Consider the following 19,003-nt stretch of genomic DNA (forward strand, 5'->3'; position numbering starts at 1 on the left):
CGTGTTTTATTTTTTATGTTTAAATTTCTGTATATAATAAGCAGTCAATCAGAAGTGAGGACGACCTCACCGCTCTATCTTTTCTCGGGGACGACCCCATCTCGTTGGGAAATGTGACATGGCTTGGGGAATTCTCTTCATTGCGGGCTTGTGTGAAATCGCATGGGCTGTCGGTCTTAAATATTCACAAGGGTTTACCAAATTCGGTGCTTCGGCATTCACTATTGTCTTTATGTTATTGAGCTTTTGGTTGCTTGGCATTGCGTTAAGAACCTTGCCTTTAGGCATTGCTTATGGCGTATGGGTAGGGATTGGCGCAATAGGCACGGCAGTCGTGAGTATTTATCTGTTCAATGAGCCAGCAACACTGATCAAAGCCTTAAGCTTGCTAATGATTGTCGCTGGTATCGCAGGGTTAAAAATATCAGCTTAACGTTAGGCTAAACACAAAACAGCCAGAGTCACTCTGGCTGTTTTTCTAAATGTCGTGTTTACGGTTCTGGGTAGGTATATCAAGCGTTGCGCTTAATAAAAGGTAACCGTAAGTGATGACCAAACGCATTAATTAATGCGCCTGTAACAATCAGACCGCCACCGACGTACGTCCAAATGATCGGAACCTCGCCAAAGAAAATGATGCCTAACAACACAGAAAATACGATCTGGATATACGAATAAGCGGAGGCTTTACCCGCTTGTTGAGTTTGCATCGCTTTGGTTAACCCCAATTGCCCAATTTGGGTAAAGACACCAACTAGAACCAACATGAAAGTCAGATATAGATCGGGCATTACAAAATCGTCGCCAATCAGTAAGAGTGAAGCGGGGAGAGCAACCAACGGGAAATAGAAAATGATCACTGAGCTGTCTTCTGTCTGACTCAGTTTTCTGACAATGACGTAGGCAATTGAGCTACCAAATGCGCCTAAGATCGCAATCATGACGCTAAACATTGGTAAAGCGCTATCTGAGCCTTGCCCCGTTTCTGGGCTTACCATGATATAGATGCCGAGTAAGCACAACGCAATACAAAGGAAAGTTGACGGCTGGATGCGCTCTTTCAAGAAAAATACGGCGAGTAGTGCAGTAAACACCGGATGAATATATTGGAATATCGTCGCTTCTGCCAAAGGTAAGGTGGTCACTGAATAATATACACACATCAGAGCCATCGTACCCACAGCACCGCGTGCAAATAGTAATGGCTTATTATTGCCCCATACAGAAATTCGTTTTCGCTTTACATCGAAATAACTAATGATAAGTGAAACGAGCGCTCTTGCTGCAACGATTTCAAAAACGGGGATACCGTAGTTGCCGACGTGCTTTACTGTAGCCGACATCAGAGCAAAGCCGAACGCGGAAAGCACCATAAAGCGCACACCGATGGGAATCATAGTGTTGAATGAATTGGACATTTTACTGCTCATTTGTTGCGACAGATCTCACTTTAGCATACTTAGTTAGCGATTAAATCCTCTCAACTCAAACACTTCTGTCGACAAGATGAATAAACAGTAGAATACGTAGCAATTAATCTGCCTCTCTTCAGCGTAACAATAAAAACTCGATATTTAAGGAGCTTACATGATCCCGATAAAAGCAACGCATGTTTCAGGCGTTGTCATTTCAAAAATTGATGGCATAGAAAAAATGCTGTTACTCAAACGCGTAAAAGGTGGCTATTGGTGCCATGTTGCAGGTGGTATCGAAGCGGGTGAAGCCGGGTGGCAAACCATTTTAAGAGAGTTAAAAGAAGAGACACTAATTGACCAAGTTGAGTTACATACAGCAGACTTCCTAGAGCAGTTCTACGAAGCAAAAAATAACCGTATCATGGTTATCCCATGTTTTGTGCTATTTTGTCCGCCTAACCAATCAGTTGTTCTTAACGAAGAGCATACAGAGTATCGCTGGTGTACGCTTGAAGAAGCTAAGCAGCTGGCTCCGTTTGCCAATCAGCATCACCTATATGAACATGTATGGAAACATTATGTAGATGTGGCATCACTAACGCCATTTACGCTGATCGATCAAAAGGGCTAAATGAACGGCAACGGCTTTGATTAGTTTTTATAGAGAGGTTTGTTCTCATAAAATGAAGCGTTAGGATTTGCGCTGAGCGTTCACAATAAAAAGGAATAACATCTATGGATGAAGTCACATGCCAAGAGACGTATCAAGGAAATCACTTACAGAAGCGTTTTTCCGTCTCGCAAAGGGTCTCAATTGAGCCCCTCAACACGAAACACGCGTCCGCTTTACTAGAGGTTGTGAACACTCACCGAGAGAGCCTTGAGGGCTATCTACCTTGGACGGATTCTGTCACGAATCATAGAGAGGCCGTGAACTACATTTCCCAGCGAGTGAACAGTAACGCGCTGGATTCCCACTGGTGTGCAATTTATTTTGATGAGCAGCTTACGGGTGTTATTGGCATTAAAGGTGTAGATTCACATACGCGTGTTACTGAAATTGGCTACTGGCTTGCCAACAATGGGCGAGGCCATCGTGTGATTGATCAAGTGCTCGCAGTATTGATCCCTTTTTTGAAGCAGAAAGGGCACGCACAATTCATTCAGTTCCATTGTATGGAAGATAACATCGCTAGCATCAATATTGCTGAGCGTGCAGGCGCCACATTAAAAGAATACGTTGATCATGAGTTCGATATGCTTGACCGCTCTCAACGACTAGGCATTTATGAACTACGTTTGATGTAGTATCCACCCCAGAAATATTTTAATCAGAGTTCGAACTCTAACTTCACGAGCGCTACAATAGTAACATTGTTGCGCTCGTGTTAACTTGGGGCGTCATTGGCAGAAACTAGGCTAGGAGAAGCATCATGAACGCAATCACAGAGGTTGAAGTAGATAACTTGTTACAGCAAAGCCTCGAACGCTTAAAAGCGGCATATGCAGCCGAGCCTTATCCTAGTTTGGATGAACGTAAACAGCGCCTCGTTTTGTTAAAAAAATCGCTGCTTGAGAACAAACAAGCTTTGGTTGAAGCGTTAAGTGACGATTTTGGCTATCGCTCAGAATTTGATACCGCCATGACCGACGTTTTGCCAACGGTCTCGCATATTAATTATACCCTCAAACGACTAAAAAAATGGTGCAAACCCAGCAAGCGCGAATCCGGCTTATTGCTCGCACCTTCTAAAGTCACCGTTCAGTATCAACCGTTAGGTGTCGTCGGGATCATTTCACCGTGGAACTTTCCTGTGATTTTGAGCCTTGCGCCTTTAGTGACAGCATTGGCTGCTGGCAACCGCGTGATGATGAAGCTCAGCGAATTTACGCCAAAAACCAATAAAGTCATCGTCGATATTTGCCGTGGGTTGTCTGAGTATGTCGAAGTTTTTGAGGGTGAAGCAGACGTCGCACAAGCATTCAGCCAACTGCCATTCGATCACCTTTTGTTCACGGGTTCTACGAGTGTTGGTCGCGCAGTGGCAAAAGCGGCAGCGGAAAACCTTACCCCGGTGACGTTAGAGTTGGGTGGAAAGTCCCCGGTGATCATTGCAAAAGATGCAGACATGAAGAAAGCCGTTGATGCTGTCTTGTTTGGTAAATGCATTAATGCAGGCCAGATTTGTGTCGCGCCTGACTACGCGTTTGTACCGCAAGAACGTGTCGAAGAGTTCATTTCGCTATTCTTAAAACGTTTTGAAAAGCTCTATTTAAAATCCAACAAGAATCAAAAGCTGACCCATATTGTCAACCAACGACAATATGATCGTTTGACTGCGCTACTTGAGGATGCAAAAGCGCAAGGTGCTAACCTTCACACTGTTGAGGCGTCGCCCCAAGAGGAACGACTTCTGTATCCTCATTTGGTCACGGATGTGTCGCCGAATATGCGAATCATGCAAGAGGAGATCTTCGGGCCATTTCTACCTGTTAAGCCCTACAATGCCGTTGATGAAGCGATTGACTACATTAATCAGCACCAAAGACCACTTGCGCTGTATGTTATGTCGGACGACAAATCGACCATCAAACATATTGTACGCAACACCCACAGTGGTGGCGTCGGCGTTAATGATACGGTTTTACATGTTGGCGCTGAAGATGCGCCTTTTGGTGGCGTTGGTGAATCGGGTATTGGGCATTATCACGGAGAGGAAGGATTCAGAACTTTTAGTCATGCGAAAACCATTCTTCACACACCGAAATGGTTGCCAAGAACGAGCGTATTAATGCGCCGTAGGGCTATGGCGATAAAAGCGATCCAAAAGATCTTTGTTCGATAATAATTATGATTTGATTGATAAAAAACCGCCCGAATAGGCGGTTTTTTGTTTCTATATGCTCTGAAACGCTGGGCACCAAAGTCCGAGAAACTTCCATCGCGTGCTACCAACAAAACAAAGAAAGGCTCTTGTTGATAGAGCCTTGTTCAGGAAGTGTCGAGAGATCTTGGCAAGTTTAATGCAGAACTTCACTGCTGAATCTTAGATATCTACAGTCGTTCATCAGTTCTTTAAACGCCTTTCGGTCCAGCTTAATCAGAGTTTCATGATCGCCAGCTTCAAGGTAGACATGTTCCAAGTTTGCTAGTCTTTCATCGCAAACTGTCGACATGTGGTAAGGGCTACCAATCGGTGGAATAGCGCCGTGTTCACAATCGGTGAAGAGTCGGTAAACCATACGCTCTTTCACCAAGTGGAAGGTGGCATTAAATTCGTCGTTTAATCTCGACAAACTGATTTTGTTGTTGGCAGGTAAGACCGCCATCATATGACGCCCTTCATGATCCTCTAGAATCACACCTTTTGCGATATTCATTAAAGGCACACCTGCTGCAACACCACTTTGTAGCGAGCTATGACTGTGGCTGTGATTCACGGTTTGAAAGTGAATGTTATGCTCAGTCAAATATTCATCTAATCGGGTTGCAATCGTCATATAGCCTCCACGTGTATGAGACCCATAAAAAGTATAGGTTAGTCGGGCGACAATCGCGCATTTTACTCGGCTACACTGACGCTCTTTACGCTCCTGTTCTACGCTTATTGCAAGCCAGCGAGAAAGCATGGTTAACAATAATAAATAGGGGGCAACATGAGCAAGCCAATCATCGCTGATAACAAGCCGATCAAAGTAGAGTTGAAAGCTGGGCAAGAATACTACTTCTGCCGATGTGGGCGTTCTAAAAATCAACCTTACTGCGATGGGTCTCATTCGGGAACCGGCTTAAAGCCAATGAGCTTTAGTGCGGAAAAAGACGAAGATGCCTATCTCTGCCAATGTAAGCATACCGCCAATGCTCCTTTTTGTGATGGTACACACAAGCGATTTACCGCAGAGCAAGTCGGTAAAGAGGGACCGGAACAAAAGCGAGAGAAAAGAGACAAACCAACGGCGTCTGCTACTCAAGAAGAACCAACCCTCGAGTTTATCCACCAATTAGCGAGAGAAGGACTCTCTAAACTCGGTCATCATGGTCCGATGGCTGCAATGGGGGTTCCTAGGCATTTGCTACCACATTGGGATGCTATACAAATCATGGTGGCGCAAATGGCGACACAACCGTTGTTGGAAGACGTTCCTGTGTCTACCGAGTTGATTGTGGGACCAAACGCGCGTAAGCCGCTCAGACTCGCCATTCCTTTGTTGGTGTCGGACATGAGTTTTGGCGCACTTTCTGAAGAGGCGAAAATTGCACTAGCAAAAGGTGCAGAGTTGGCAGGGACTGGGATTTGCTCTGGTGAGGGTGGCATGTTACCGGAAGAACAAGCCGCTAATTCACGGTATTTCTATGAGCTTGCTAGTGCTCAATTTGGCTACGACGAATCTAAGCTTCTTAATGTTCAGGCGTTTCACTTTAAAGGTGGGCAAGGAGCAAAAACGGGCACGGGTGGTCATCTGCCTGCAAATAAAAATGTAGGTAAGATCTCTCAGGTGAGAGGCATCCCCGAGGGACAACCAGCGATATCACCACCAACGTTCAAAGATCTTCACACTACTCACGATTTCAGAAAGTTTGCTGACAGAGTTCGTGGCATCACAGGCGGCATTCCAATTGGATTTAAACTCAGTGCCAACCATATTGAGCAAGACATTCAGTTTGCGCTTGATGCTGGGGCTGATTACATCATCTTAGATGGTCGCGGTGGTGGCACGGGTGCGGCGCCAACTATGTTCCGTGACCATATTAGTGTGCCCACCATTCCTGCGTTAGCTCGTGCACGTAAATACTTAGATGAAAAAGGTGCAAGTGACCGCGTCACATTAATCATCACCGGTGGGTTGCGAGTTCCTACGGATTTTGTCAAAGCGTTGGCACTTGGAGCAGACGGAGTAGCGATAGCAAACAGTGCGATGCAATCGATCGGTTGTGTCGCCGCTCGCATCTGCAACACCAATAATTGCCCGGCAGGCATTGCGACACAAAATGCCGATTTGAGGCAGCGTCTCGACGTTGAAAAGTCATCCCAGCAACTGAAAAATTTCTTCGAATCCTCGGTCGAGCTCATGCAAGTTATGGCAAGGGCGTGTGGTCATCACGCTCTGAATGAATTTAGTCATCATGATTTAGCGACCTGGGATCACAACATGGCGAGGCTGTCTGGGATTAAGTATTCAGGTATGGACTTAAACTGATCTCTATCCATATTTTCTACATATAGGTACATGTTTGATAACAATTATTTATTCGCTGAAATGTTTGAAATTTTGACTTGGCGTTAACTAAAAAAACAGTGTATGAACTACGCTGTTTGAGGTGGATATTCGATTTATTGAATAACAAAGAGTGGTTACCACAACCACGACACGAAGGAGCATTATATGAGCAAAGCAAACGGCGGTTCGGTAGGTAAATGTCCAGTTATGCATGGTGGGCAAACATCTACAGATAAGTCGGTGATGGATTGGTGGCCGAATGCCTTGAACTTAGACATCCTGCATCAACACGACTCCAAAACCAACCCATTTGGTCAGGACTTTAATTACAAAGAAGAACTGAAAAAGCTAGATGTCGAAGCACTTAAAAAAGATTTAAAAGATTTAATGACTGATAGCCAAGACTGGTGGCCTGCCGACTGGGGACACTACGGTGGTTTAATGATCCGAATGGCATGGCATGCAGCGGGCAGTTATCGTATTGCGGATGGCCGTGGCGGTGCTGCTACAGGCAACCAACGCTTTGCTCCTCTCAACTCTTGGCCAGATAACGCCAACCTCGATAAGGCTCGACGCCTTTTATGGCCAATCAAGAAAAAATATGGCAACAAACTAAGTTGGGCAGACCTGATTGTCCTTGCCGGTAACATGGCGTACGAATCCATGGGTTTTAAGACCTTTGGCTTTGCGTTTGGACGAGAGGACATTTGGCACCCAGAAAAAGACACTTACTGGGGCTCTGAGCAAGAATGGTTAGCCACAAGTGACGCTGATAACAGCCGCTACTCTGGTGAGCGAGATTTAGAAAACCCGCTTGCTGCGGTAATGATGGGTCTTATCTATGTGAACCCTGAAGGGGTAGACGGTAACCCAGATCCTCTCAAAACAGCACATGACATGCGAGTGACCTTTGCGCGAATGGCAATGAACGATGAAGAAACCGTCGCGCTCACAGCTGGTGGTCACACGGTGGGTAAGTGTCATGGTAATGGTGATGCCGCAAACCTTGGCCCAGAGCCCGAAGCAGCAGACGTTCATGAGCAAGGTCTTGGCTGGATTAATCACAAAACACGTGGCATTGGCCGTGACACGGTAACGAGTGGTATTGAAGGTGCTTGGACAACACACCCTACACAATGGGATTACGGATACTTCCACCTACTATTTAAGTATGACTGGGAACTGAAAAAGAGCCCAGCTGGCGCATGGCAATGGGAGCCAATCGACATTGAAGAACAAGACAAGCCTGTCGATGTTGAAGATGGTTCTAAGCGCTACAATCCAATCATGACCGACGCCGATATGGCGCTCAAAATGGACCCTGAATATCGTAAGATTGCAGAAAAGTTCCAACATGACCCTGCGTACTTTGATGACGTTTTTGCTCGTGCCTGGTTTAAGTTGACACACCGCGATCTAGGACCAAAATCATGTTATTTCGGCCCTGATGTGCCAAGCGAAGATCTTATTTGGCAAGACCCAACGCCCGCAGGTAAGACAGACTACGATGTTGATTTAGTAAAAACAAAAATCGAAGCAAGTGGCCTATCCATTAGTGAGTTAGTAAGTACGGCGTGGGATAGTGCGCGTACTTACCGTGGCTCTGACCGCCGAGGCGGTGCAAATGGCGCGAGAATTCGCTTGGCTCCGCAAAAAGATTGGCAAGGGAACGAACCTGAACGTCTAAGCCGCGTTCTTGCTGTGCTAGAAAAAATAGCAGCAGAAGAGGGCTGTAGTGTTGCAGACGCTATCGTGCTTGCTGGGAACGTAGGTATTGAACTGGCTGCGCGTGCCGCAGGTCATAATGTTTCCGTACCATTCGCGCCAGGCCGAGGTGATGCCACCCAAGAGATGACGGATGTGGAATCGTTCGAAGTACTTGAGCCTGTTGCTGACGGTTTCCGAAATTGGTTGAAGAAAGACTACGCGGTTAAGCCAGAAGAGCTTTTATTAGATCGTGCTCAGCTTATGGGGCTAACGGCGCCAGAAATGACGGTACTTATCGGTGGTATGCGCGTTCTAGGCAGTAACTACGGCGGTGGAAAAGAGGGCGTATTTACTGACCGAGTAGGCACTTTGTCGAATGATTTCTTCGTGAACCTTACTGACATGGCATATACGTGGAAACCAGTGAGTGCTAATCAATATGAAATCCGTGATCGTAAAACCGACGCTGTGAAGTGGACGGCTACTCGAGTGGATCTTGTCTTTGGTTCAAACTCGATCCTGCGTTCGTATGCGGAAGTGTATGCGCAAGATGATAATCAGGAAAAATTCATCCATGACTTCATCGCCGCATGGACGAAAGTCATGAACGCGGATCGTTTTGACTTGCAATAAGTGAAACGATGCCCGTCGGTAGATGGGTTGATGAATAAGTAAGAGAGGCGGGCGAAAAGCTCGCCTTTTTCTTTACCTATCTTTTTACTTTGATTGTTACTTTGATTGAAAGTTAAGCTCATTTGAACCATAATAACTGGACCATATGAACCATAGGAGCTTGATATGGCAACTGCAGCATTAAAAAGCTTCAAACCGAAACAACCTCATAAAGCCAATTTCTGGTTTATGTTGGGTATTGAAGACGCTGAAACAGGTCGCACTGATGCGGTTCACAAAGGCTTTGAGCCAAAGGTGTATCGCAATATTGTTGAGCGTGTGAAGCTTTCTCAGAGTGAGTTTCAAAACGTCACATTGATACCTGTTAGCACGATCAAGCGTCGTCTAAAAAACGATGAACGCTTCAATACGCAAGAAAGTGATGCAATCTATCGATTAGCGATGTTATTGAAACTCGCGACAGAACTGTTTGACGACGAAGAGCGCGCGTTAAAATGGATGAGAGAGAATGTGTATGGCTTAGGTGGAAAACGTCCACTTGATATGGTCTCGACCACGGTGGATTTTGAAATCGTAAAAGATTTGATCGGCCGTTTAGAGCACGGGGTATTCTCGTAATATGAAGCTCTATCGTCTCACACAAAAGAAATTCGCTGACACGCCATTCAGCCCCGTTGGCGCAAAGTTGTTTGGAGGGCGATGGAATTCAAAAGGAACCGAAGCCCTCTACTTCTCTGAATCGGAATCCCTTTGCTCGTTGGAAGTATTTGTTCACGTAAACAACGACCCTGCTATCACCAAACTTTACGATTTATATCGTATTGAAATGCCAGAATACCTCATCGCCACCTTAGATGAAGAAGATCTCCCGGTGACGTGGCGAGCAATACCGGCGAGCGAGTCTACGCAGTACATTGGTGATCAGTTTCTCAATGATCCTCATCCAGAGTTTGCCGCGCTGCAAGTGCCTTCAACGATTTCACCTCGTGATAAAAACTACGTGGTGAATCCAAATCATCCCAAAATGAAAGAGATCATCAAGAAAGCCGAAAAGCTCGATTTCGCGTTTGATCCGCGCATTTTCAAATAGACGCCTAGCTTTGTCTTGCTTTAAAGCATTCAGCGCTTACCTGAGATAAGCGCTGAAGCATAAAAGTTTCTTCCCTTGGTTATTGTCGGTTGTAAGTGAACTTTTGCGCTTCATTTGTAGTGTTGTGGTAATGCCCAAGCACCAACTCAGCACCTTTGTAAGATAAATGGCTGTCATCCGTATACATCGCATTGTTTGCTCCAACTTTCATTCGACATACGCCATTTCTGCAAATGGCATCGGTCAAGTCGACAAACTCAACGTGCTCAAATTGCTCAAAGTAGTTCACTAACTTCGCCACGTTTCGAGGGTGATGTTGTTTGGGAGAAAAGTCGCAGGCAGACTCTTCTGTCTCGCCAAACAAACGCGCTTTCCAAAGGCATTCTCCTACCGCAAACGGTGCAGAAGGGGTTGGACCGAAAACGACCACTTCCTTTCCTTTCAGTTCATTCAATAATTTGGTTAATGATGCTTCATAATCGGCTTGTGAAAGCTCTTTATTGAAATTAGAAGAGATAACAACGCGACGAATGGAAGGGGTACTTAGAATGGTATCGACAGCCTCATTGAAGAACTGTCGGCAAGAAACTGAGCCAGCAGCTTCTAGGATGTCGACATAACCGACCGCACAGGAATCTTGAGTAAGTTGCACCACGCCAGTTGGTGTTACTTCAGATAGACGCTTCACGTAAACCATGCTGTGACTATTGCCTAACACAGCAATGGCGGGCTGCGGCGCAGACGAGCACACATCGTTAACGTTGGTGTTGCCGTTGCAATCTAAACCATAACCGTTGTTAACGCGCATGGCCTCGAAAAATGCGCTTCTTTCTGGAAAACCACCGTTTTGATGACCGATAACGCCGAGCGTTAGCAAGGGCAACGTCAACAACACAATAACCGCGGACACAGTGCGCATGCTCATGGCTTTTCGGCTACGGAACGGCTTTTCAATAAAGCGCCAAGTGAAGTAAGACAGTACAAAAAGAGCGATAACGTAAAGCGGGATATTGATGTCTTGTGTTGTGTCCAACACGTAGCGGTAAAAGACAAATAATGGAATGTGCCACAAGTATAAGCTGTAGCTGATTAAGCCGACGAACACGACCCACTTTAGGCTCAGTAATCTACAGCAGACATTGTCTTTAGAGGCAAACAAAATCACCAACGCGCTACCGATGACCGGCACCAGCAGCGTAATGCCCGCGCCATCTTGCGATTTTTCAAACAAAAGCGCGGAAGCCAATATCAAAACGATGCCAATGGTTGCTAGAGTATCGTTAGATTGAACTTGGACTTTTCTCATCACTAATGCGAGTAATGAACCGGTTGCCAGCTCCCAAGCGCGAGAGAAGATCATGTAAAAAGCGAAATCAGGATCGTTGCTCGCGTAGACAATAGTCATCAAACTCAGCACAAATACCGTGATAAAAAAAGTCAGGTAAAACGCGTTTTTGCCACGAGCGAGTAGCATGAGTAGCAAAGGAATGACAATGTAGTATTGTTCTTCAACGCCCAAGCTCCATGTGTGGAACAGCGGGTTGGCTTGATCTTCTAAACCGAAGTAATTGTGGCCTTTCAAATACAGAAGAATGTTGGATGAGGAAAGAATGGAAGATACTGCAAACTGACCAACGTCTTTGTGTGCTTGCGGCAAAAATAGCCACCAAGACATCAAATAGCTGACGGTGATCACCACCAGTAAGAGGGGGAGTATGCGACGAATGCGTCGCTCATAAAAATCACCAAGGCTGAACTTCTGGTTTTCTAAGTCGTTAATCACGATGGTGGTGATCAAATAGCCGCTGATCACAAAAAACACGTCGACGCCAATAAAGCCACCAGCGAATTGCTCAACTCCTGCATGAAACAAAATCACCAACGTGACAGCAATCGCCCTTAATCCGTCTACTTCTGCTCTGTAAGTCATATCGTGTTGCTCCAACATTCCGTTTAATGAAGTAGAGCAAAATATGAACCAGAAATAATATTTATTTAAATCAGTACCTTAAATTGATTGTCAAAATGAAGATGCTAGGTGGGTTAACGAATTCCCAAATTGAATTTCAATATGGAAACCCCATAAAGAATGATCTTAAGAAGCGCTAAATCAAAGAACGTAAAGCGCGAGGCACTTAGACTTCATTGAAAATGATTACGCTAAAGAAACGATGACAGAGAATACGATTCAGGAAAAAATTGCCAGCTTTACTTGTATCGAAGAGGCTTTGAATTACTTCGACATCGAGTTTGATAGCCGATTTATCGAAAACAATCGAACCGAGTTGGTTAAGAGGTTTCACGGCTACTTAATCCTCACTAAACCGGATGATTGGTTTTCAGGTCGTCGTGCTTTAAAGAATGCTTACTGTAAAGTACAACGCAGTTTGCTCAGTAAAACGACGCGCTCTGCGTGCCGAGGTTGTACATCTTGTCAAAGACGTTAATTCTGGTGGCTTGCCTAAAAAGAACCCTGCATCTTGGTGTCACAGGGGGAAGAGCAAGGTTCTTTTGGTTTCGCTATTGGTTTGTCGCGAGTTACGAATCAGCTTTACGTAGATGAATTAACCCGCGTGATACGCAGGGTAGTCCACCAAGCCTTTTTCACCGCCGCCGAACAATGTGGCAGGGTCATGTTCTGCCAGCGGATAGCCATGCTTGATGCGGCTTGGTAAGTCGGGGTTTGCAACAAACGGACGGCCAAAGCCAATCATGTCGGCTAAACCACTTTCAATCGCGTGTTGCGCCTTTTCTGCGTTGTAACGACCGGCATAGATCAGTGTGCCTTTATACGCCTCACGAACTGCGGTTTTAAAGTCGTGCGGAGTGTCTGGCGCGTCGTCCCAATCTACTTCTGCAATGTGAATGTAAACCACATTGAGTTTATCAAGCAGCGCTGCAGCGGCGGTGTAGGTTTCTACTGGCGTACTATCAACGGTGCCATTTAACGAAGTGAATGGTGCAAGACGAACACCAACACGCTCAGCGCCAATAGCTTGCGTCATCGCTTCTATCACTTCACCAAGAAAACGCAGACGGTTTTCAATAGAGCCACCGTATTCATCGGTGCGATTATTCGCTTCAGAATCGATAAACTGGTTAACCAAGTAGCCATTCGCTGCATGAAGCTCGATACCATCGAATCCGGCTTCTATCGCGTTTAGTGCGGCTTGGCGGTACTCTTCAATAACGTTCTTGATGTCTTGTTTGGTCATTTCACGTGGCTCAACCACGTCGACAAAGCCCGGTTCGTCTGTGCCGTTATCGACAAATACTTTCACGTTTTCTGCTTTTAGCGCAGAAGAAGAAATAGGTTGCTCACCGCCAATGTTATCAGGGTGAGTCACACGACCAACGTGCCACAATTGCGCGAAGATAGTGCCGCCTTTCTCGTGCACTGCATCAGTTACTTTTTTCCAGCCAGCAATTTGCTCTGGGCTGTAAATGCCTGGTGTCCATGCATAGCCTTGACCCATTGGCGAAATTTGTGTGCCTTCAGCAACGATTAGGCCCGCTTCAGCACGTTGAGCATAGTAGGTCGCCATCATGTCGTTAGCGATATTACCTGGTTGAGAAGCACGAGAACGCGTCATCGGAGGCATAACGATACGGTTTTTTAATGAGAGAGAGCCAAGTTGAATGGGTTGAAATAATGCGTCTGTCATAGGAAACCTCGTTATTTTTGAGTTTGGATGAGCTCGATTTGGTAACCATCGGGATCTTTAATGAACGCGATGTGAGTTTCTCCGCCTTTCATTGGACCTGGCTCGCGAGTAACGTTGCCACCAAGCGCTTTAATTTTTTCGCAAGCGGCGTAAATATCTTCAGACCCCAGTGCCATGTGTCCGAATGCGTTACCCAAGTCGTAACTGTCGGTATCCCAGTTATAAGTTAGCTCGATGGTCGCGCCATCTGGTTGATCAGGGTTACCAACAAACACCAGTGAGTAACGGTATTCTTGGTTTTCAAAACGATCCAAAACACTCATTCCCAGAACTTTTGTATAAAATTCGATAGATTTGTCTAGGTCAGCTACACGGATCATCGTGTGGAGAAACTTCATAAGTCGCCTTTTTATAACGTTGCGTAATCACTATGCAAACCATATCGCCACTCTAAATAAACTGGAAATTATCGTTAATTATTAAAATGATTATTTAGTGTTATGAAAAGCGAGGTTGCTGGCCCTGCAACATGCAAACAAAGATTACTCGCCGTTTCTTTTTAATTGTTGGCATATGCTAATTACTCTTTTGAGAAACCGAGTAACTATCATGTCTACAAACAGCTATTGTCATTACACTCACGAATCTCATCATCAATGTGCGGTTTGTTCTTCAATTAATGTGAATCCGAACTCTTTGGCCGTGAACTACCAATACCTAGCCGATGGTTCTGTTGTCGGAGAGTTTCACGTTTTATCGCGTCATCAAGGTTACACAGACCTGTTGCATGGTGGTATTGCCAGTTCGCTTCTCGATGGTGCAATGACGCATTGTTTGTTATCTAGAGACATTCAAGCCCTTACGGCGCAGTTGGATGTGCGCTACCATGCACCTATTCAGTTAGATGATCGAGTCACGATTACTGCACACTGTGAAGGTGAACGACGCGGTATATATCAACTGGTGGCTCAATTGCGGGTCGAAAGCGAAGTTAGAGTGACGGCTAAAGGGAAGTTTATTCGTCCTAAAAAGGCATAAATAAAAACGTGTTCTACGGAGAGGCAATGAAGAAATTTGATGAGCTGTATGCAATTGCGACGAGAAAATCTCAATATGACCAAACCAACACTTGGTTTAAAGGCGTAGAGACTTATCTGGAGGCCATTGGCAAAGAAGTTGATGAAGTCCGCGAAGAGATTCGTGAGGATCGCCTTTGTCATTTGGAAGACGAGTTAGGCGATGTGTTGTGGAACTATCTTAACGTATTAAAAGCGCTGGAAAGAGAAAAGGGCATAGATCCTGAGAAAGTACTCGAAAGAGCCTGCAACAAATACGATCAGCGTGTATCTGCGATTGAGTCGGGACGCAGTTGGGATGAGATAAAACAGCAGCAGAAACAAGCCTTGAACGCAGAGCATGAAGCCGCGCAGTTAGAAGATGTAAAGAGCCAATAACTGCGCTTGGTATTGAAAGGATAGGTTAATAGAGAATACCTAGTCAGCCCTTGGAGTTGTTGACCAACAGTAGGTCACAAGGTGGTTGATCAAGTAACGTGTCTACAGTGCTGCCAGACCAAAATTGAGATGACATGCTTCGTTTACATGCCCCCATAATCAAAATCGCTGCTTGTGATTGCTTAACTGCTTTTGGTAACGCCGTTTCAGGGTTTCCTTCCGGTAATAGTAATGGAACTCGCGTTAACTTTTGCGCAGTAATAAAATCTGTAATGCCTGCTTTTTGATTGCTTAATATCTCTGCACGATAGCGAGAGAGGTATGGCGCGACGTATCGGCAGTAAACGAGCGTCATTTTCCCGCTTAAGGTTTGTTCTAATTTTGAGCCTCGCGAGACGATGGCTTTATCTACTATCGACTTTTCATCCCCTCGATGAAGTGGGTCGATTGCACAAAGCATGTTGGCGTGAGAAGGCCATGAACGCTCACTCAGTAGCAACAAGTCGCAATCTTGTTGTGCTAGTCCTGTGAGCATCGTTTGAATCTCGTGTTTGTTAAAGTGTCCCACGAGCAGTAAGTCAGTGTGGTCAACAAGTCGTTTCGCAACTTGCTCAACCCAATGGCTCCAAGCTAAAGTCGATCAGTTTGCAAATAAGCTGCCACAGAACGGTCAGCCAATTTGGGAAAACTACAAAGTTGTAAACGGTACTAAGTGGTTCTCAGTTTTATACGGAGACTACGCAACAAGCGCAGAAGCCAAGCAAGCGATTTCGACTTTGCCAGCTCAATTTCAGCAGTTAAGGCCATTTGTTAAAAGCATTGATGCAATCAAAAACTCAGCTTACCCAACGCTTAACAAATTAAATTAACACATCAAATAAGGGAGCGAATAGCTCCCTTATTTATTTGCTCAAATCCTATTCGAACAAAATTCCTCACACTAAAATTACTGTACGTCACACTTCAAAGGTTTATCATAATAAATAGTATCTTTTGTAGGTCACGGAAAGATGGATTCATGATTAAAAATATTCTTTTACTATGCGGCGGTGGCTCTTCTGAGCACGAGATTTCATTATTGTCTGCAAACTTTGTCGAACAACAACTAAATCTTATTGAAGACGTTCACGTTACACGCGTAGAAATAAAAAACGAAGGTTGGATGACCAACCAAGGTGAGTTGGTTTACTTGGATCTCAATACCAAGCAGTTGTGCTCAAGTGAATCTAATCAAACCATTGATTTCATCGTGCCTTGTATACATGGTTTTCCTGGCGAAACAGGCGACATTCAATCTCTGTTTGAAATCGCAGGTATTCCTTATCTTGGCTGCGGGCCAGAAGCGAGTAGCAATAGTTTCAATAAGATCACATCTAAGCTTTGGTACGACGCTATCGGCATACCCAATACGCCATACTTATTCTTAACGCGAAACGATGAAGAAGCTCACGTTCAAGCTCATAAAGCCTTTGAAAAATGGGGAAAAGTTTTTGTTAAAGCCGCTCGCCAAGGCTCTTCCGTTGGTTGTTACAGTGTCACAGAAAAAGACAAGCTTTCTAATGCAGTAAATGATGCTTTTGGGTTTTCTGACCAAGTGTTGGTTGAGAAAGCAGTAAAACCTCGAGAACTTGAAGTTGCTGCATATGAGATGAATGGCCAACTACATATCACTAAGCCAGGCGAGGTCATCGCGCCTGATGGTGCTTTTTACTCGTACGATGAAAAGTACAGCAGTTCAAGTCACTCGCTCACAGAAGTTGAGGCGAAGAATCTAACTCAAGTACAATTAGATTCCATCCAACACGCGTCAGAGACGGTATTTAGACAAATGAATCTTCGTCATTTATCTCGTATCGACTTTTTCCTAACGGAAGATGATGAGATTTACTTAAACGAAGTAAACACATTTCCAGGAATGACTCCGATCTCAATGTTCCCTAAAATGCTTCAAAACAACGGGCACAAATTTCATGAGTTCTTGGAAGATTGTATAAACAGTGCAAAGTGATTAACGTTATCGAGACGCGTTTTATGATACAAGTTGTTTTCTAGAGCAAGGATTATTCAAGCCGTATTTGAATATTGCTCAGTAGCAATTATGATTATATCAACGCATTAAACAGATGACTCAGTGGTATGGCGATTTCAAATTATAGAGGTTTTAACCTGCAGTCAGTCGGATCAGATGGCAGTGTTTGGAAGGTTAAAATCAAGAACCACGTTTTACAGGGCAGTTTGACGGCGGTAAAGAAAAGCATTGATTGGTGGTGTGACACCGCATCGATTATTGATCCCAAAGAGTTTGCTTCACTCGGGCAAAGAGTGCAGCAAACTGGTGTTGCAAAATCAGAGGTCTTTAACGGCTATACTATTCAAAACGATACAGGCCAACCTAACTCTTGGTACTGTATGTTTAATGGTAAACTGATTAAGGGCAGTAAAGCCGCTATTCAACGCCATATCGAAGCTTATTTGGTTGCAAAGCAAAAAGCGATGCAAGCTCAACAACAAAAGAAACAATAGAATGACTCTGGTATATTCAACAGAAACCGGTCGAATTAAACCGGAAGAAGAAAAAGTATCTCGCCCTAAAGGCGATGGTGTTGTTCGGATTCAGCGCCAAACGAAAGGCCGTAAAGGTAAAGGCGTATGCATTGTTACAGGTTTAGACTTGGATGATGCACCTTTAAAGTTATTAGCGGCAGAACTCAAAAAAGTCTGTGGCTGTGGTGGCTCTGTAAAAGATGGCAATATCGAGATTCAAGGTGATGCTAGAGACAAGATCAAGGCACATCTTGAAAAGAAAGGCATGACAGTCAAATTAGCCGGTGGCTAATTTAATATTTCCAGTAAACAAAAATGGCGTCTAAAGAAATAGACGCCATTTTTTATAAGTTGCTAATTGAAGAGCAAGCAATCGTAGATTGATAGATCGATATTAGCTATTTTATGGTAAATAACCATTATGTTTAATGCTCACAGTAAGGCCCTTAAATTTAAAATCTGCAGGGGAATAGGAGCATACTCAGACAACATTTAGCGTACGGCGATATACAATTTAACATAATATACATAATACGCACTTTAGAGTTAGAAGATTAGCATTGGCGATGATAGCTTAGTTACACCGTATTTGGCTATTGCGGCCTTGCAAGCTTCATCAGCTGTCTTGTATGGGCCGTGAACTTCGATTTCACCACAGCGGCCACTTGATAAGAACCAGTCATCAACTTTAAAACCGTGTAGCTGATTAAGTTCCTGCACTGTATCTTGGGTTACGTTCGACACCATACACGTTGGTTCTGCATCTTGCTCATTCAAGTAACCGAACAACTGGATTGGATATTCCATTATTTCTCTCCAACTTTCTGAGCTAACAAGATCTTTGAACCGCAACTGACTTTATTTATCAGTTCAAGCTGGCGTTCTTGAAGCTCTGATACTAACTCTGCTGGACATGAGCCAGTGTTTAAGAACACGGTTATATCAGATAAGCAACCTAACGATTCCTTCAAGTCTTGGTCTGTAAAGTTCATAGCTCAACCTCCATTTGAGTCAGCTTCATGCCGTACTTTTTAAGTTCCAACTTGCCATAGTTGTTCACAATGAAGCTTGAACTATCAACTGTATAGATACCTACTTTGTATGGACTTTCATCTTTTTCAAGTGACAACTTCATTTCCACTGGGAACTTACCACCTAGATATGCATAAGCGATTTGTTCGTAAATAGTTCTTGATGGTTTGTCTTCTTTGCCTGGTATTGTGCGTGTTTCTATTTGCTCGTGTTCTGGGAAGATTTCTACTTTTAACATGCGTT

At 44.5% G+C, this 19,003-nt stretch carries 23 protein-coding genes and 1 pseudogene; 15 read left to right on the top strand and 9 right to left on the bottom strand.

All coding sequences use genetic code 11. The features are described 5' to 3' along the window. The first annotated feature begins 118 nt into the window (after positions 1-118). Entirely contained in the window at positions 119-433 is a 315-nt protein-coding gene (locus R7R78_RS03450) for a DMT family transporter (protein ID WP_005376506.1), read from the top strand. Positions 434-512: 79 nt separating this feature from the next. Here R7R78_RS03450 and R7R78_RS03455 read toward each other — a convergent pair whose 3' ends face one another. Continuing rightward, the gene (locus tag R7R78_RS03455) at positions 513-1,418 is read right to left on the bottom strand and encodes a DMT family transporter (RefSeq protein WP_005376505.1); all 906 of its coding nucleotides are present in this window, start codon (positions 1,416-1,418) and stop codon (positions 513-515) included. Positions 1,419-1,587: 169 nt separating this feature from the next. On the opposite strand from R7R78_RS03455, the gene R7R78_RS03460 reads away from it, so the two are divergent. The 3 genes from R7R78_RS03460 (at position 1,588) to R7R78_RS03470 (ending at position 4,261) form a co-directional block, all read left to right on the top strand. Continuing rightward, on the top strand, positions 1,588-2,046 hold the full coding sequence (locus tag R7R78_RS03460) for an NUDIX hydrolase (protein WP_005376504.1): 459 nt from the start codon (positions 1,588-1,590) through the stop codon (positions 2,044-2,046). Positions 2,047-2,150: 104 nt separating this feature from the next. Beyond that, positions 2,151-2,723 carry a GNAT family N-acetyltransferase gene (locus R7R78_RS03465; RefSeq protein ID WP_047101443.1) on the top strand — a complete coding sequence of 191 codons (573 nt, stop codon included), beginning with the start codon at positions 2,151-2,153 and terminating at the stop codon, positions 2,721-2,723. A 125-nt stretch (positions 2,724-2,848) separates the two neighbouring features. Continuing rightward, complete coding sequence (locus tag R7R78_RS03470; protein ID WP_225473046.1) at positions 2,849-4,261, top strand: coniferyl aldehyde dehydrogenase; 1,413 nt, start codon at positions 2,849-2,851, stop codon at positions 4,259-4,261. 175 nt (positions 4,262-4,436) lie between these two features. Here R7R78_RS03470 and R7R78_RS03475 read toward each other — a convergent pair whose 3' ends face one another. Next, complete coding sequence (locus R7R78_RS03475; RefSeq protein WP_005376501.1) at positions 4,437-4,916, bottom strand: aminoacyl-tRNA deacylase; 480 nt, start codon at positions 4,914-4,916, stop codon at positions 4,437-4,439. A gap of 156 nt (positions 4,917-5,072) precedes the next feature. Between R7R78_RS03475 and R7R78_RS03480 the strand changes: the two genes are divergently transcribed. The 4 genes from R7R78_RS03480 to R7R78_RS03495 all read left to right on the top strand — a co-directional run bounded on the left by R7R78_RS03480 (position 5,073) and on the right by R7R78_RS03495 (position 10,065). Beyond that, the gene (locus R7R78_RS03480; protein WP_053349154.1) at positions 5,073-6,614 is read left to right on the top strand and encodes a glutamate synthase-related protein; all 1,542 of its coding nucleotides are present in this window, start codon (positions 5,073-5,075) and stop codon (positions 6,612-6,614) included. 186 nt (positions 6,615-6,800) lie between these two features. Then, the gene (gene katG / locus R7R78_RS03485; RefSeq protein ID WP_225473047.1) at positions 6,801-8,975 is read left to right on the top strand and encodes a catalase/peroxidase HPI; all 2,175 of its coding nucleotides are present in this window, start codon (positions 6,801-6,803) and stop codon (positions 8,973-8,975) included. A 165-nt stretch (positions 8,976-9,140) separates the two neighbouring features. Next, a complete protein-coding gene (locus R7R78_RS03490) occupies positions 9,141-9,593 on the top strand; it encodes an antitoxin Xre/MbcA/ParS toxin-binding domain-containing protein (protein WP_017820987.1) in 453 nt (150 codons plus the stop codon). 1 nt (position 9,594) lies between these two features. Next, positions 9,595-10,065 (top strand): RES family NAD+ phosphorylase, encoded by a 471-nt coding sequence (locus tag R7R78_RS03495; RefSeq protein WP_005376497.1) that lies wholly within the window; start codon positions 9,595-9,597, stop codon positions 10,063-10,065. Positions 10,066-10,144: 79 nt separating this feature from the next. On the opposite strand, the gene R7R78_RS03500 is transcribed toward R7R78_RS03495, so the two are convergent. Next, entirely contained in the window at positions 10,145-11,995 is a 1,851-nt protein-coding gene (locus tag R7R78_RS03500) for an acyltransferase family protein (RefSeq protein WP_225473048.1), read from the bottom strand. Positions 11,996-12,236: 241 nt separating this feature from the next. Here R7R78_RS03500 and R7R78_RS03505 point away from each other — a divergent pair, with 241 nt between their 5' ends. Next, entirely contained in the window at positions 12,237-12,512 is a 276-nt protein-coding gene (locus R7R78_RS03505; RefSeq protein ID WP_017820985.1) for a nitrogenase-stabilizing/protective protein NifW, read from the top strand. A gap of 117 nt (positions 12,513-12,629) precedes the next feature. On the opposite strand, the gene R7R78_RS03510 is transcribed toward R7R78_RS03505, so the two are convergent. Both R7R78_RS03510 and gloA read right to left on the bottom strand, forming a co-directional pair. Further along, complete coding sequence (locus tag R7R78_RS03510; protein WP_213967537.1) at positions 12,630-13,730, bottom strand: alkene reductase; 1,101 nt, start codon at positions 13,728-13,730, stop codon at positions 12,630-12,632. Between the two features lie 11 nt (positions 13,731-13,741). Further along, on the bottom strand, positions 13,742-14,128 hold the full coding sequence (gene gloA, locus R7R78_RS03515) for a lactoylglutathione lyase (protein ID WP_005376490.1): 387 nt from the start codon (positions 14,126-14,128) through the stop codon (positions 13,742-13,744). A 211-nt stretch (positions 14,129-14,339) separates the two neighbouring features. Between gloA and R7R78_RS03520 the strand changes: the two genes are divergently transcribed. Together R7R78_RS03520 and R7R78_RS03525 are read left to right on the top strand one after the other, a co-directional pair. Then, a complete protein-coding gene (locus tag R7R78_RS03520; protein ID WP_054702670.1) occupies positions 14,340-14,768 on the top strand; it encodes a PaaI family thioesterase in 429 nt (142 codons plus the stop codon). A gap of 26 nt (positions 14,769-14,794) precedes the next feature. Next, a complete protein-coding gene (locus R7R78_RS03525; protein WP_005376487.1) occupies positions 14,795-15,184 on the top strand; it encodes a MazG nucleotide pyrophosphohydrolase domain-containing protein in 390 nt (129 codons plus the stop codon). Between the two features lie 43 nt (positions 15,185-15,227). Here R7R78_RS03525 and R7R78_RS03530 read toward each other — a convergent pair whose 3' ends face one another. Next, positions 15,228-15,719: a universal stress protein gene (locus R7R78_RS03530; protein ID WP_225473049.1), complete on the bottom strand. Its 492-nt coding sequence runs from the start codon at positions 15,717-15,719 to the stop codon at positions 15,228-15,230. Positions 15,720-15,810: 91 nt separating this feature from the next. Here R7R78_RS03530 and R7R78_RS03535 point away from each other — a divergent pair. From R7R78_RS03535 to yciH, 4 genes and pseudogenes are all read left to right on the top strand, one after another. Further along, positions 15,811-16,053, top strand: a pseudogene (locus R7R78_RS03535) (SPOR domain-containing protein); the annotation flags it as partial. Positions 16,054-16,202: 149 nt separating this feature from the next. After that, a complete protein-coding gene (locus R7R78_RS03540; RefSeq protein ID WP_213874160.1) occupies positions 16,203-17,192 on the top strand; it encodes a D-alanine--D-alanine ligase in 990 nt (329 codons plus the stop codon). A 128-nt stretch (positions 17,193-17,320) separates the two neighbouring features. Then, positions 17,321-17,707: a DUF3319 domain-containing protein gene (locus R7R78_RS03545; RefSeq protein ID WP_005376294.1), complete on the top strand. Its 387-nt coding sequence runs from the start codon at positions 17,321-17,323 to the stop codon at positions 17,705-17,707. 1 nt (position 17,708) lies between these two features. Continuing rightward, positions 17,709-18,020 carry a stress response translation initiation inhibitor YciH gene (yciH, locus tag R7R78_RS03550; RefSeq protein ID WP_005376292.1) on the top strand — a complete coding sequence of 104 codons (312 nt, stop codon included), beginning with the start codon at positions 17,709-17,711 and terminating at the stop codon, positions 18,018-18,020. Positions 18,021-18,274: 254 nt separating this feature from the next. On the opposite strand, the gene R7R78_RS03555 is transcribed toward yciH, so the two are convergent. Genes R7R78_RS03555 through R7R78_RS03565 form a run of 3 tightly spaced genes read right to left on the bottom strand, consistent with a single transcriptional unit; the run spans position 18,275 to position 18,998 of the window. Next, positions 18,275-18,535, bottom strand: a complete 261-nt coding sequence (locus R7R78_RS03555) for a hypothetical protein (RefSeq protein WP_225473050.1) — start codon at positions 18,533-18,535, stop codon at positions 18,275-18,277. Then, positions 18,535-18,720, bottom strand: a complete 186-nt coding sequence (locus R7R78_RS03560; protein WP_023625060.1) for a hypothetical protein — start codon at positions 18,718-18,720, stop codon at positions 18,535-18,537. Before R7R78_RS03560 ends, R7R78_RS03555 begins: the two co-directional genes overlap by 1 nt. Then, on the bottom strand, positions 18,717-18,998 hold the full coding sequence (locus tag R7R78_RS03565) for a single-stranded DNA-binding protein (protein WP_023625061.1): 282 nt from the start codon (positions 18,996-18,998) through the stop codon (positions 18,717-18,719). Before R7R78_RS03565 ends, R7R78_RS03560 begins: the two co-directional genes overlap by 4 nt. Positions 18,999-19,003: the final 5 nt, after the last annotated feature.

The sequence above is a fragment of the Vibrio sp. 2134-1 genome (assembly GCF_033339495.1).

What these genes read in the sequence shown, in the direction of transcription:
- R7R78_RS03450 (WP_005376506.1), top strand. Translation starts at nt 119, where the DNA reads ATGGCTTGGGGAATTCTCTTCATTGCGGGCTTGTGTGAAATCGCATGG.
- R7R78_RS03455 (WP_005376505.1), bottom strand. Translation starts at nt 1,418, where the DNA reads ATGTCCAATTCATTCAACACTATGATTCCCATCGGTGTGCGCTTTATG.
- R7R78_RS03460 (WP_005376504.1), top strand. Translation starts at nt 1,588, where the DNA reads ATGATCCCGATAAAAGCAACGCATGTTTCAGGCGTTGTCATTTCAAAA.
- R7R78_RS03465 (WP_047101443.1), top strand. Translation starts at nt 2,151, where the DNA reads ATGGATGAAGTCACATGCCAAGAGACGTATCAAGGAAATCACTTACAG.
- R7R78_RS03470 (WP_225473046.1), top strand. Translation starts at nt 2,849, where the DNA reads ATGAACGCAATCACAGAGGTTGAAGTAGATAACTTGTTACAGCAAAGC.
- R7R78_RS03475 (WP_005376501.1), bottom strand. Translation starts at nt 4,916, where the DNA reads ATGACGATTGCAACCCGATTAGATGAATATTTGACTGAGCATAACATT.
- R7R78_RS03480 (WP_053349154.1), top strand. Translation starts at nt 5,073, where the DNA reads ATGAGCAAGCCAATCATCGCTGATAACAAGCCGATCAAAGTAGAGTTG.
- katG (WP_225473047.1), top strand. Translation starts at nt 6,801, where the DNA reads ATGAGCAAAGCAAACGGCGGTTCGGTAGGTAAATGTCCAGTTATGCAT.
- R7R78_RS03490 (WP_017820987.1), top strand. Translation starts at nt 9,141, where the DNA reads ATGGCAACTGCAGCATTAAAAAGCTTCAAACCGAAACAACCTCATAAA.
- R7R78_RS03495 (WP_005376497.1), top strand. Translation starts at nt 9,595, where the DNA reads ATGAAGCTCTATCGTCTCACACAAAAGAAATTCGCTGACACGCCATTC.
- R7R78_RS03500 (WP_225473048.1), bottom strand. Translation starts at nt 11,995, where the DNA reads ATGACTTACAGAGCAGAAGTAGACGGATTAAGGGCGATTGCTGTCACG.
- R7R78_RS03505 (WP_017820985.1), top strand. Translation starts at nt 12,237, where the DNA reads ATGACAGAGAATACGATTCAGGAAAAAATTGCCAGCTTTACTTGTATC.
- R7R78_RS03510 (WP_213967537.1), bottom strand. Translation starts at nt 13,730, where the DNA reads ATGACAGACGCATTATTTCAACCCATTCAACTTGGCTCTCTCTCATTA.
- gloA (WP_005376490.1), bottom strand. Translation starts at nt 14,128, where the DNA reads ATGAAGTTTCTCCACACGATGATCCGTGTAGCTGACCTAGACAAATCT.
- R7R78_RS03520 (WP_054702670.1), top strand. Translation starts at nt 14,340, where the DNA reads ATGTCTACAAACAGCTATTGTCATTACACTCACGAATCTCATCATCAA.
- R7R78_RS03525 (WP_005376487.1), top strand. Translation starts at nt 14,795, where the DNA reads ATGAAGAAATTTGATGAGCTGTATGCAATTGCGACGAGAAAATCTCAA.
- R7R78_RS03530 (WP_225473049.1), bottom strand. Translation starts at nt 15,719, where the DNA reads ATGCTCACAGGACTAGCACAACAAGATTGCGACTTGTTGCTACTGAGT.
- R7R78_RS03540 (WP_213874160.1), top strand. Translation starts at nt 16,203, where the DNA reads ATGATTAAAAATATTCTTTTACTATGCGGCGGTGGCTCTTCTGAGCAC.
- R7R78_RS03545 (WP_005376294.1), top strand. Translation starts at nt 17,321, where the DNA reads ATGGCGATTTCAAATTATAGAGGTTTTAACCTGCAGTCAGTCGGATCA.
- yciH (WP_005376292.1), top strand. Translation starts at nt 17,709, where the DNA reads ATGACTCTGGTATATTCAACAGAAACCGGTCGAATTAAACCGGAAGAA.
- R7R78_RS03555 (WP_225473050.1), bottom strand. Translation starts at nt 18,535, where the DNA reads ATGGAATATCCAATCCAGTTGTTCGGTTACTTGAATGAGCAAGATGCA.
- R7R78_RS03560 (WP_023625060.1), bottom strand. Translation starts at nt 18,720, where the DNA reads ATGAACTTTACAGACCAAGACTTGAAGGAATCGTTAGGTTGCTTATCT.
- R7R78_RS03565 (WP_023625061.1), bottom strand. Translation starts at nt 18,998, where the DNA reads ATGTTAAAAGTAGAAATCTTCCCAGAACACGAGCAAATAGAAACACGC.